Source organism: Streptomyces sp. NPDC050997, assembly GCF_040660135.1.
Lineage (GTDB): Bacteria > Actinomycetota > Actinomycetes > Streptomycetales > Streptomycetaceae > Streptomyces.
On sequence record NZ_JBFAGK010000017.1, the window covers coordinates 1 to 11,645 of the forward strand.

The 11,645-nt window shown below is 65.6% G+C and carries 10 protein-coding genes and 1 pseudogene; 3 read left to right on the forward strand and 8 right to left on the reverse strand.

Annotation, left to right across the window (positions count from 1 at the left end):
* Positions 1 to 130: 130 nt before the first annotated feature.
* The 3 genes from AB0H86_RS31125 to AB0H86_RS31135 all read right to left on the reverse strand — a co-directional run bounded on the left by AB0H86_RS31125 (position 131) and on the right by AB0H86_RS31135 (position 3,372).
* On the reverse strand, positions 131 to 1,027 hold the full coding sequence (locus AB0H86_RS31125) for a carbohydrate ABC transporter permease (RefSeq protein ID WP_362446163.1): 897 nt from the start codon (positions 1,025 to 1,027) through the stop codon (positions 131 to 133).
* A complete protein-coding gene (locus AB0H86_RS31130; RefSeq protein WP_362446653.1) occupies positions 1,028 to 1,873 on the reverse strand; it encodes a sugar ABC transporter permease in 846 nt (281 codons plus the stop codon).
* Positions 1,874 to 1,983: 110 nt separating this feature from the next.
* A complete protein-coding gene (locus AB0H86_RS31135; protein ID WP_362446166.1) occupies positions 1,984 to 3,372 on the reverse strand; it encodes an extracellular solute-binding protein in 1,389 nt (462 codons plus the stop codon).
* A gap of 179 nt (positions 3,373 to 3,551) precedes the next feature.
* Here AB0H86_RS31135 and AB0H86_RS31140 point away from each other — a divergent pair, with 179 nt between their 5' ends.
* From AB0H86_RS31140 to AB0H86_RS31150, 3 genes are all read left to right on the forward strand, one after another.
* A complete protein-coding gene (locus AB0H86_RS31140; RefSeq protein WP_362446169.1) occupies positions 3,552 to 4,817 on the forward strand; it encodes an ROK family transcriptional regulator in 1,266 nt (421 codons plus the stop codon).
* 942 nt (positions 4,818 to 5,759) lie between these two features.
* Entirely contained in the window at positions 5,760 to 6,389 is a 630-nt protein-coding gene (locus AB0H86_RS31145) for a hypothetical protein (protein ID WP_362446172.1), read from the forward strand.
* 943 nt (positions 6,390 to 7,332) lie between these two features.
* On the forward strand, positions 7,333 to 8,229 hold the full coding sequence (locus tag AB0H86_RS31150; RefSeq protein ID WP_362446175.1) for a VRR-NUC domain-containing protein: 897 nt from the start codon (positions 7,333 to 7,335) through the stop codon (positions 8,227 to 8,229).
* A 36-nt stretch (positions 8,230 to 8,265) separates the two neighbouring features.
* Here AB0H86_RS31150 and AB0H86_RS31155 read toward each other — a convergent pair whose 3' ends face one another.
* The 5 genes and pseudogenes from AB0H86_RS31155 to AB0H86_RS31175 form a co-directional block, all read right to left on the reverse strand.
* Entirely contained in the window at positions 8,266 to 9,030 is a 765-nt protein-coding gene (locus tag AB0H86_RS31155) for a hypothetical protein (RefSeq protein ID WP_362446178.1), read from the reverse strand.
* Positions 9,031 to 9,169: 139 nt separating this feature from the next.
* Positions 9,170 to 9,538 carry an ASCH domain-containing protein gene (locus tag AB0H86_RS31160; RefSeq protein WP_362446181.1) on the reverse strand — a complete coding sequence of 123 codons (369 nt, stop codon included), beginning with the start codon at positions 9,536 to 9,538 and terminating at the stop codon, positions 9,170 to 9,172.
* Positions 9,535 to 10,650: pseudogene (locus tag AB0H86_RS31165) on the reverse strand (hypothetical protein). Before AB0H86_RS31165 ends, AB0H86_RS31160 begins: the two are co-directional and overlap by 4 nt.
* Before the next feature lie 28 nt (positions 10,651 to 10,678).
* Positions 10,679 to 11,155: a hypothetical protein gene (locus AB0H86_RS31170; RefSeq protein WP_362446184.1), complete on the reverse strand. Its 477-nt coding sequence runs from the start codon at positions 11,153 to 11,155 to the stop codon at positions 10,679 to 10,681.
* The gene (locus tag AB0H86_RS31175; RefSeq protein WP_362446187.1) at positions 11,149 to 11,610 is read right to left on the reverse strand and encodes an ATP-binding protein; all 462 of its coding nucleotides are present in this window, start codon (positions 11,608 to 11,610) and stop codon (positions 11,149 to 11,151) included. The genes AB0H86_RS31170 and AB0H86_RS31175 overlap by 7 nt, the downstream gene beginning before the upstream one ends.
* Between the last annotated feature and the right edge of the window lie 35 nt (positions 11,611 to 11,645).

Sequence of the window (11,645 nt, forward strand, 5' to 3'; positions counted from 1 at the left end):
CTCTTTATCATACTCTGCGGGGCTGGGGGGGGCCCTTTCGGGGGCGGTCCCGTGGGGGCTTTATTAGTGGGGTCCAGTGCGGGGGGGGGGGGGGGGGGGGGGGGCCCGGGGGGGCCCCCCCCCCGCCGCGTCAGCCCTTCAGCGCGCCGCCGAGCGCAGAACTGCCGCCCAGCACACGCGACATCACGACATACAGCAGGACCACGGGCGTGGAATACAGCAGGGAGAAGGCCGCGAGCTGTCCGTACTCCACCGTGCCGCGCGAGCCGAAGAAGTTGAGGATGCTGACCGAGGCCGGAAGCTGATCGGGGGAGAGCAGCAGGAAGAACGGGACGAAGAAGTTCCCCCACATGCTCAGGAAGGTGAAGATGGTGACCACCGTGATGCCCGGCCCCATCAGTGGCAGCACCACGCGGCGCAGGGTCTGGAGACCGGACGCACCGTCCGTCCACGCGGCCTCCTCCAGCACCAGGGGCACTCCGTCCATGAAGTTCTTCGTCAGCCAGATCGCGAACGGCAGCGACGAGGTGCCCAGGAACAGGATCGTGCCGTACATCGTGTCAATCAGGTTGACCTGCACGAACATGGCGTAGACGGGGACCATCACGGCGGTGATCGGCAGGCCGGTGGCGAACAGGATGGTCAGCAGGAACGGCCGTTTGTATCGCGACTCGTACCGCGACAGCGGATAGGCCGCCAGCACGGAGCACCCCACAGACAGCGCGGTCGCGCCACCGCACAGGACCAGCCCGTTGAGTATCGGCCGATACGTGGTGTCCGTGTTGAGCACCGCGCGGAAGTTGTCCAGCGTCACGGGGTCGGGGGCGGAGACCCGCAGGCCGGCCGTGCCGTTCAGCGAGGCCAGGACCAGCCACAGCAGCGGCACGAGGAACACCGCCGCGATCAGCAGCAGTACCGCGTTCGCCACAGCACGCTCGGTGCTCCGTCGCGAGCGGCGGGCGGTCAGTGGTGCCGCGCTCGGCCGGGTGCGCCGGGCGGTGGACTTCGGGGACAGGACGACCGCCATTCAGACCTCCGTCCTCAGCAGTCGCAGATACAGGACGGAAAACAGGGCGCCGACCATGAGGAGCATCAAAGCCACGGCCGTTCCGTACCCGATGAGACTGTTCTGGAATGCCTGCTCGTACATGTACAGCGGCAGCGTCTGGCTCTTGTTGCCGGGGCCGCCGCGGGTCATGACGTAGATCAGGCCGAACACCGACAGCGTCTGCAGGGTGTTGAGCATCAGGTTGGTGCCGATCGAGCGCCGGATCATCGGCAGAGTGATGTACCACAGCCGCTGCCACCGGCCGGTGCCGTCCACTTCGGCGGCCTCCGTGATCTCGGTCGGGATCTCCTTCAGCGCCGCCGAGTACACAAGCATGGAGAACGCCGTCCCCCGCCAGACGTTGGCCAGGGAGACGGCGACGATGGGGAGCGTGTACAGCCAGTTCTGCTGCGGCAGGTGGAGGAACCCGATGATCGCGTTGAGCTCCCCCTCCTTGCGGAAGAACACATAGAGCAGGTAGGCGGCGACCACCTCCGGGAGCACCCAGGCGATGATCACGACCGTGCTCGCCACGGTTCGCACGCGCCGCGACGCCTTGCCCATCAGTGCGGCCAGCGACAGACCCAGCACGTTCTGCCCGATGATCGACGACAGGACGGTGAAGACCAGGGTCAGCTCCACCGCGTTGAGGAAGTCGGGGTTGCCGAACGCCTTGGTGAAGTTGGCGAAGCCGACGAAGCGGGTGCTCGAGGCGCCGGTGAGCTGCATGTCGGTGAACGCGTAGTAGACGCAGTACGCGATCGGTCCGGCCAGGAAGAGCAGCAGGAGGATCACCGAGGGCAGGACCGGCAACCCGCGGATCAGCGTGCGGCGGGTGCGCGCCGCCGCGGAGGGGGAGCCGGGCGGGCGCGGGAGACGCGTGCCGTGGCCGCGTATCCCCGCACCCGTCCCGGATATCGTTGTCACAGCGTCCTTCACCCACCCGCCCCGTCGACGACCGCACCGTCGGTGGCGCTCTTCACCGCTGCCGCGTAGTCACTCGCGGCCTTCTGCGGGCTCGCATCGCCGGTCGTCACGGCTTCCATGGCTTCCTGGATCGCGGTCGACACCTGTGGATAGACCGGCAGCGCCGGGCGGTAGTACGTGTACTTCACCAGGCCGGTGAAGAAGTCGATACCGGGCATCGACTTCTGGTATCCGGGGTCGGCGGCCACGTCCTGGCGCACGGCGATGTTGGCGCTGCGGATGTCGTACTCGACGGCGTTGGCCTTCGTCTGCAGGGTCTTGATGAAGTCCCAGGCGAGGTTGGGGTTCTTCGACTTGGCAGGGATGGCCCAGGTCCAACCGCCCGACAGGCTGACCTTGCCGGGTGCGTCCCCGTTCTGGGTGGGCATCGCGGCCTGGCCCATCACCTCGGTCCACTGGGGCCATGGCTTGGCGCCGGTCTTGATCCAGTTGTTGCCCATCCAGGAACCGTCGAGGTCGATCGCGAGCTTGCCCTCCGGGAGCAGTTCGCTGCCCACCGTGGTGCCGAAGTTGGCGTCGAGCGCGTCCTGGACGTCGGGGCCCAGCTTCTCCTTGAAGACCTTGTCCACAAAGCCGAGGGAGTCGGTGAAGCCCTTGCTGTTGATGACCCACTTCTTCGACGACGCGTCGTACAGGGGATCCTTGCCGGTGCCGTAGAGCAGCATCTCGAAGGCCTGCATGCTCGCGGCTTCACCGGCGGCCTTGCCCGTGTAGACGTTCAGCGGCGTGACGCCGGGGAGCTTCTTCTTGATGGTGCGGGCCGCGCTCAGTACGTCGTCCCAGCTCTTGGGCTGCCAGTCGGCGGGCAGGCCGGCCTTCTCGAAGAGCTGCTTGTTGTACCAGAGGCCACGAGTGTCGGTGCCGTCCGGAACGCCGTATGTCTTGCCGTCCTGTGCCTTGGCGGCGGCCTTCGCCGTGGGTACGAACTGGCTCCAGTCCTGCCAGTTCTTCAGGTAGCTGTCCAGGGGGCGCAGATAGCCGCTGGCGATGTCGGAGTTGATGAGGAAGGTGTCCTCATAGACAAGGTCGGGAGCGGTGCGCGGTGAGCGCATCATCAGCTGGATCTTGGAGTAGTAGTCGTTCTCCGACGCCTGTACGGGGATGAGTTCGACCTTCTTGCCCGGGTTGGCCTTCTCGAACTGCTTCTTGATCAGAGCCAGGTAGTTGTCCATGACCCGGCTCTTGTTGTCCATGCTTCGCTGGTACGCGATCTTGATCGCGTCACCTGATCCTGCCGAACCGGAACCTCCGCACGCGGCGAGCGAGAGGACGAGGGATCCGCTCAGGGAGACAAGGAAAATGGGTCTGAAGTGCGCTTTCACTGGTGCTCCACCCATAGGGAGAAGAGGCCCCTGCCGATTGAGGGCATGGCGCTGTTGCCCGCGAAAGTAAATCCATTTGATTGATGAAGTCAACGGGCGTGCGCCGCGTTTTTTCCGCTAGGTTCGGGGGCGTTGGCACCCGCGCAGGGTCTTGCGGAACGCCATGGCCCCATCGATCGAACGGAGACAAGAGCATGCGGACAGGCACCAACCTGCCACGGGTGGGCGGCTACAACCGCGCCGTCGTACTGGACACAGTGCGTGGACGCTCGTCCGTGAGCAGGGTCGAACTGGCCGAGGCCACCGGCCTCACCAACCAGACGGTCTCCAACGTGGTGCGTCGGCTGCTCGACGAGGGCCTGGTCCAGGAGACCGGCCAGGCCCCTTCCCAGGGCGGCAAGCCGCGCAAGCTGCTGTCGCTGCGCCCGGACGCGGCGTACGCCGTGGGAGTCCATCTCGATCCTGACACCACGGTGGCCGTCCTGCTCGACCTGTCCGGCCGGGTGCTGCGGCGACGCACGATGCGCACCTCCACCAAGAGTGACCCCGACCGGCTGGTGCGGATAGTGAGCAGGGGGGTGAACGCACTGATCACGCAGTCGGGCGTGGAACGCAGCCGGTTACTGGGACTTGGCGTCGCAGTGCCCGGCCCGGTCGACCGTGCACGCGGTATGGTCCTCGACCCGCCCAACCTGCCCGACTGGCACCATGTGCACCTCACGGACCTGCTGAGTCAGGCGACCGGGCTGCCCGTGGTGATGGACAACGACTCCACGGCCGCCGCCATAGGCGAGCGCTGGGCAGGCGGAGCGGACCGGGCGGGCAGCTTCCTCTTCGTCTACATGGGTGCCGGGATCGGCGGCGGGATCATGCTCGCCGACTCGGTACTGCGCGGAGACTCTGGCAACGCGGGCGAGTTCGGACATGTGGTGGTCGAGCAGGGCGGGACCGAGTGTCACTGCGGTGGGCGTGGCTGTCTGGAAGCGTACGCGGCGCCTTACGCGGTGCTCGCGGACTTCGCCGCCCGGCACGGCCGGCGCGAGGCTGAACGCCTCGGCCTTGCCCTGAGCCCTGAGCGGACGCGCGCGGACTGGCGCAGCCTCTGCGCTGCCGCGGCGAAAGGTGACCAGCACGCGGTCGAGGCGGTCGAGCGCGCCGCGGAGTGCATCGGCCGGGCGGCGCTGACCACGGTGAACCTGCTCGACGTCCGTCTCATCGTCCTCGGCGGCGAGGCGCTGCACGGCATCGAGGACCGGGTCCACCGGGCGATGGACACATGGGTCAACGGCCAGTCCATCGCCCGCACCGTGCGTACGGTGTCCGTGGAGCCGAGCCTCATCGGAGACCACGTCGGCGCTGTCGGTGCGGCGTCGCTGGTGCTCCACGGTGCCTACACCCCGGGCTGGCACATGCTCCACGACGACCACGCTGCCCCGGGCCGCGTCGGCACGCGCCGCTGAACGCGGGAGAGCCGCGGCTTCGTGGCCGGTCCCGGCGGGGGTTCGACCTCTGCGGGCCGGACGCCAGAGCCGGCGCGGCTCAGTCCGGAGTCGACGAACTCACAGGGAATCAGGCTCCCCAGAAGGGCAATTCGGGGAATGGGCCTGGGCGGACCAGTACGACGTGCCCTTCGAGGCCACGATCGAGCGGGCCCGCACCATCCTCGTCGATCACATCGCCCAGCACGGGACCTTCGAGATTACGTGCCTCGGCGGCGTCCTCGTCTGCCGTCGCTGAGAGCCGAGCAGGCCATCGGTGTCGACCGCGCTCCGTAAGCCGATCGTTCACTCGGCCACGCGTCCGCCGTCATCACATCGCGGATCTACGGCCACCGTGGCCGGGTGAAAAAGACCGGCTACGGTCACCGTGGCCGGGCGAACAAAACCGCACCCGGACCGTCATGGACGCCGTGCTCGGCGGCCTGCGGACCGGGTGCGGGCAGGGAGACACTGCAACCAAGGAAAGCGCAGGTCAGATGGCGTGATCAAAGATCAGGCCTTCTTGGTCTCCTAGTAATGGGCCGGGTCGGTGACCTGCGGGGATCTTTCCTGTGGGGCGCTGACCTGGTCTTTTGGTGATGGGTGGCGATGGGGTGCGACGGTCTTGATTGGGTGTCTCGCGGACTGGGTGCGGACTGGCTGTGTGGCGGGGTGCGGGTGAGCCCGCGCCCGCCGCAGTCGCCTGTGGAGGACGACATGACGGCTCGATCACCAGCCTGTGCCCAGGCTGCCGTGCGCCAAGACCGTGTTGCAGGACTCGTGGTGCCGGGCTCGCGGAGATGGCCTCACCGTCGGCGCTCGCCGATCTAGCGATGTCAGACCCTGGGACTAGCGTGGTTGTTGGAAGCGGCTTGCCGCGAGAGTGCGGCTGGGCCCTGAGCAGTAAGGTGTTCTATGGCAGGAGTGGGCAACGTAGATCGAGCCGCGTGGGTGCCGGACGATGACCCTGAGCGGGACTGGGAGTTGGCTTCGGAGCTGGCGGTGGCCTGGACCCAGCGGGAGTGCGATGAGCAGGGCGCCGCTGGCGTGCTGGTACTCAACGCTTTCGGCGTCGAAGACCACAGCCCTGCACTACGGCGCTTTCGTGCTCGGCATTCCTGCACAACGCCACGTGCCGACCGAAGCCGTGTTGGCCGTGGTATCGGTCCGGTTCTCGCCTACGCCCCCACCGAGAAGACTTTGGACTTTGCGATGAGCCTGGCTCGCGGCTCCTCCATCGCGGTCGTCGAGGGCACCCAGTTCCCGCTGCGGGGCTGGGCACAACAGCTAGGCGCCGTTGACCTGACACGTCCCGACGATGAGCCAGCACAAATTCCGCCCCGGCTGGCCGAGGCCATCGACCGGCTGGACTTCTACGGGAACAACGGCTTCGGGGATCGCTTCGGCAAGCAGCAGGCCCAGAACATCCTGAGGGATCTGCGTGACGTCGGAGCGCTGGACGGCGACACCATCCTCGGTGCTATGGCAGCCCGCGGTGCCTCTGATAGGTCCCTGCGGAACCTTGGCAAGCTTATCGAGGCCCTTCGCCGGTGATCCGTCGCTCCAGGGTTTGAAGCAGTAGCCCAGGCCGGGCGGAAAAATTAGCGATGTGTCAGACCAGGCGACGCTACGGTTCTTCCATGTTTCAAAAGCAGCCGGTGGCGTAGTCCGCAGGCGGCAGATCCTCAGTGGTCAGTTGACGAGCCCTTGGTCAAAAGACGTTCCAGAACATCTGGAGATCCCGCTGCGGCAGTGGGTCACGGTCCTCTGCTGCAAGATGACGACCGGCGGCTGCCGTAGGTGCTGTCCAACCTGTCCAGAGCGATGCGCGCGCCGTGCGCAGAGCCGTGCGCAATGTTGTAGCCATGACGAGGGAGCGTGACCAATGGAAAATACAGGCGGGGCCCGGTCTCTTGTTGTATTAAGTGCGGCGCGGGTTCATGCTCTGTTGGAAAGTCTGATGTCCTTGTGAGGATCTGACGACGGAGCTCTTCCGGGAACAGTCGGTGCTGGAAAATTGCTACGCACCTGAGGATGTTCCCACGAGAATCAGAAGCCGTGGACTCTTGCGCGCTTGGAGGGGAATATGGAGCAGGCGAAGAACGATGAACATGCGGCTTGCCGGCATGGGTCTCTGTCCATCGTTAATACGTACGAACTGTTGCGGAAGTACACGTGCGAGGAGTGTCAGGCCGTACTAACGTGCTCATGCGATGAGGAGCTTGCCCTCTATGTGCTCCCTCATCAGGCCATACGGAGCATTGATGCTCAGACTCGCCTTCCGGTTCAAGTCACAGAACCCTTGTTGGCTGGTGTGTGCCACGAGTGCCGAGGTGAGGAGCCACCGGCATTCCCTAAGAAGCCGCACCGTGGTGCTGCCAGCCTGGTTCATCGGTACTACTGGCGGGAGATCTATAAGGAGACGAACCATCGTTTCATCCAATGGGCGTCGAAGCAGGGCCTGCCATTGACCGGCTCCGACGGGCGGGGTGCAGCGATGGAACTCTCTCACCAGCACAGGGCCGAATATGAAGCCATTGAGCGAGCAGTTATCCGTGACATACGTGGCCAGCATGATGAGAAGCCGAAGTACGACTTTACCAGGCAGTCTGATTCGGATATGTTGGCCGCCTGTGGGGTAGTGACGGAGGAATATCCGGCATGCTACGTAACTTCGACTATCGGCCACGTGCAGGTCATCCCGATGGATTCGGATGATCTCGAATCTGCAGTCGACGTGGAGGAGTTTGTTTCCCAGCGTCTGCGCCAAGCGGGTCGGAAGGTCATGTTATGTGAGAGCCGACCCTTCCAGGCCGTTTTTGCCACGTTGATGTGGTTGTGGGTGCAGGATCCGAGAGATTCTCGCAATAGGCCAGCCGGTTTTGGTAGACGTGACAGGGCCGGCGTTGGTCAGGGCGATCTCATTTGGACGATGCTGCCAGAGGATTTCGGTAGCCCGGTGCACGCTACCCGTCGAGCGGATGCGCTAGAGGAGCATCTCGCGAGCCTTCCATGCACGATGGAAGAGATGCTGTGGGTTTTTGACTACTGGACTTCGTACGCTGAAGAGTTGCGGCAGTATCTGTGGGCATATAGCCCTACTGACGTCGAGCGTGGCCGCAGAATAATTCAGATTCTGGGTCCGGAGCAGGTGAAGAGAGTCCTCCGGTTCCTCGCAGATGACTACTGGGGCAGGTATTTGGGCTGGCCTGACCTGGTTTCCTGGAGTGAGACCGAGTTTGGAGTCACAGATGTTGAATTCATCGAGGTCAAGTCGAGCAGCGATAAACTGAGCGAAGATCAACGCGACTGGATCCTGAAAAATAGTGAAATTTTGCAGTTGCCCTTTAAGATCGCGAAAGTGCACAGAGTGCAGCGCATTCTAAGGCCGTAATTTCAAGACCGCGAAATGGCGCGGTCATAAACCGTGTCAGACCGCTCCGGCGAGACCGGCCGCGTCGCCGATGGCCTTGAGTTCATCTGTCCACGGCTTGTCGACCATCAGCTCGTTGAAGGCGACCATGCCGAAGAGCATGAAGAAGAAGGCGATGTAGGGCGACGCCTCCATCGGATCGCCCTCGATGCCGTACGTCGGCGTGAGGAACAGTTCGAGATGCTCGTCCGTCTCCCGGTAGAAGGCCCCGGCCGCCACAAGAGTGGCGTGCGAAAGCTGAGTCTCGCCGAGCCAGGACTGAAGTAGCCCACCGCCCAAACGGCCAAGAAGGTTGCTGGTGTTGTTGTACGTGTTGGTCGGGTTGCCCGGGATCACGGCGTCGCGTACGGCGTCGGCCGCCTCGGCGTCGTACTGGTATCCGCCGTCATCTGCAGCCTTACGCAGGCCGCCATGCTTGTGCTGGTGCGCCTTGTTCATGGAGTCCACGGCGTCGTCGCCGTCCCTGACGAGCCACTGAAGGTGCGCGACGTACTCGACCATCAGCCGCCTATTCGGCGCGGCTTCGTGACCAAGTCCCTGATCATGCAGGACGACTACGGCGGCGGCCTGCCGGTGAAGCGCGACCACCATGCCCCAGCCGACCTGGAAGGGGCGGTTGTCCTCGGATGCCGGAGCATGGTCGGCAGCACCGCCGACCAGCAGCTCGGTCAGAGCCTGCAGGCCAGGCACCGCCAACCTGTTGAGCTCCGCGAAATCTACTGTCATACGTAGATCGTCCCGCACACTGTGCGCGGTGCGCACCGGAATTTCCTATCTGCCATTCAATCGTCTCTGGCCTCGGGGAGACGACGACCAGGGGCGGATTGTGTCAGGCGGCGATGGCCACCCGGAACCGGATCGGAGCCAATGGGGCTCGCCCGGAAAGAGGCGTGGGCGTTTCCTATCGCCAGCCGTCGAGGGCAGTGCGTTGGATTTCGATGGCAAGGGCGCCAAGCGCCTCCTTCTCGGGCGGGTAGATGGTGCGGATGTTGGCGAGCTGCTGTTCGCGAGTGGCGGTCGGGTTGATGTTGGCCGGTCCCTCGCCGTCGAGCAGGGCCTCGAAATTGGCGTATTCGGTGATCCGCTTGACGGTCACCTCGCACGTCTCGTCGGTGCCCTTGATGCGGAAGCGGATGATGTTGCCTGCAGCGAGGTCGGCGAGGTGCGGGTATTTCACCCGCACCTCGATGGTCTTGGTGCCCGCGGCGACGAGGTCGAAGTACTGGCGGTAGAGGTTGAGCTCGCGGACGCGGGCGGTGGTGTCGGTCATGGGGCGGGAACGCTCCTGGGGGCTGGTGCGGTCATCATGCGGTCGATCTCGGTGGCCGAGTACGAGCGGAAGAAGTGGCGGGGGTCGGACAGCAACGTATCTGTCATGGCCAGCAGTTGCTCGACGTACTCGGCGATGGTGCCGGGCCACTGCCGGGTATCGAGCATCCAGCCGGCCGCGCCGTCCGGCAGAGAAGCGCGGCCCTCGCGGATCAGCGACTTGGACAACTTGGCGCCGGTGTCGGTGACGACCTGGGGGCAGAACAGGCGGGCCGGGAGCTGTCCGCGGGTGAGGCCGACGGCCTGGAGGGCCTCGTCGACCAGGTGGGAGCCGAAGACCCAGTCGCCGCCCTTGACCATGACATGCAGGGTGCCGTGGGGGTTGGACAGGGCGAGTTCTTTGACGAGGTTGCGGTACAGCGTGGCCAGGTCGAGGTAGGCGCCTTCGGCCGGGGCGATGGTGGCCTGGTAAGGACCGTGGTGGAGGCAGACGGCAGCCACGTGCGCGGCCTGGCGGTCAGTGAGTTGGACGCGAGTGCGCTCGGCGTGCTTCTCGGCCCAGCCGCAGCCGGGCTGTGGGCATGGGACTCGCACGTGCGGCGTGCCGGTGGAGGGGGCCAGCCACCAGCGGGCGGCATCGAGTCGGGGCAGGAGCCGTAGCCAGGTGCGGCGGAAGTGCTCGCCGGCCTGCTGCTGGCTGTAGGTCTCGACCCGGTGCGGGATGCCCAGGCGACGGGACAGCGCGGTGAACAGAGGTTGGTAGAGGGCACCGACGAGGTCGGTCAGGGCATGGTCGCCGAGGGCCTGGGCGTAGGCGCGTTGGTAGCGGTGACAGCTGACCGGGTCGGTAGTCAACTCCTAGGGGGCGTTGTCGAGGGCGCTGAACAGGACCTCGGTCGGGATGCTGAACCGGTCGCGCAGGCGGGCGGCCATGGCGAAGGCGAGTGACTGGACGAGCGAGGTGCCGATGTGCGGGGCGCCGTTGATCTGGGTGCCGACGACCAGCACGATCCGTTGCGGCTGGGTGGCCAGGATGCGTGGGGTCAGGACGTCTTCGGTATGGCGGAGGGCGTTGGCCAGGACAGTGTTCGGTGAGACGGGGTGGGTCGTCACGGGATGTCCCCCTGGGGTGGGTTGGGGTTCATTCGGTTCGGGTGTGACCGAAGAGGAGGCGCTGGCGGGGAGTGGCGCGGTCCAGGTAAGTGTCGATCTCTGCCGGCGTGGCACTGCGGGAGAGCGGGTCGAGGCCCAGGACAAGGGCTACCGGGGTCCCTTGGCCGAGGAGCAAGATCCAGGGGTGGCCTGCGGGGATCCGTTTTCGGTAGGGGGTGCCGTCGAAGTGCAAGGCCACCTCGGTCGGGGTGATCTGGCGCAGACGCGGCCCAATGTCCGGCGGAGGTGCGATGGCGGGGCCGAGGTGCAGAGCTTCGGCGACCGCGCGCATGCGTTGCTCGATGACGGTCGGCGTCTCGTAGAGGCTGCGGGGTTGTTGAGGTACCAGTAGGAGGCAACACAGAGTGGCGCCGGTCGGGGCGGTGTCCAGCCACGTGGTGGTGGCCAGGGAGGCGATCAGACCGGCGGTCAGCGTGAGCGCCTCGGTATTGGCGGGCGTCAGCATGTCGGCACCGCGCTGCGGTGGAAGGCTGCCCAGACGCACTTGCCGGGGCCACGGCGTTCCTCTACGCCCCAGTGGTCGGCCACTGCGGATACGAGGAGTAGGCCGCGGCCTTCGGCGTCGGTGTTGCGTGCCTCTCGCTTGGTGGGTGTGCCGTTGCCGCTGTCGTGCACCTCGATGCGCAGCACGGTGGCGTGCAGTTCGACGCGTACGAGGACCTGGCCGCCTGCAGGGGCTCCGTGCAGGACGGCGTTGGTGGCGAGTTCGGAGGTGCACAGCCGGATGTCGTCGAGGCGTTCGGTCCGGCCCCATTGGGTAAGGGTCTCGGCGACGAAGGAGCGGGCGGCACCTGGGGTGGTCCGGCGTCGGTCGAAGAGCCTGGATTCGTGCTCGACGGCGCCGTCGAGGGCTTGGTCCGGTGCGAGGGTGTCCGGCTCGCCGGGCAGTCTGCTGGGCATGGCCAACAGCCAACCGCTGTCACTCGTTTGGGTCG

What these genes read in the sequence shown, in the direction of transcription:
- AB0H86_RS31170 (WP_362446184.1), bottom strand. Translation starts at nt 11,155, where the DNA reads ATGCTGACGCCCGCCAATACCGAGGCGCTCACGCTGACCGCCGGTCTG.
- AB0H86_RS31135 (WP_362446166.1), bottom strand. Translation starts at nt 3,372, where the DNA reads ATGGGTGGAGCACCAGTGAAAGCGCACTTCAGACCCATTTTCCTTGTC.
- AB0H86_RS31175 (WP_362446187.1), bottom strand. Translation starts at nt 11,610, where the DNA reads ATGCCCAGCAGACTGCCCGGCGAGCCGGACACCCTCGCACCGGACCAA.
- AB0H86_RS31150 (WP_362446175.1), top strand. Translation starts at nt 7,333, where the DNA reads ATGGAACTCTCTCACCAGCACAGGGCCGAATATGAAGCCATTGAGCGA.
- AB0H86_RS31140 (WP_362446169.1), top strand. Translation starts at nt 3,552, where the DNA reads ATGCGGACAGGCACCAACCTGCCACGGGTGGGCGGCTACAACCGCGCC.
- AB0H86_RS31160 (WP_362446181.1), bottom strand. Translation starts at nt 9,538, where the DNA reads ATGACCGACACCACCGCCCGCGTCCGCGAGCTCAACCTCTACCGCCAG.
- AB0H86_RS31125 (WP_362446163.1), bottom strand. Translation starts at nt 1,027, where the DNA reads ATGGCGGTCGTCCTGTCCCCGAAGTCCACCGCCCGGCGCACCCGGCCG.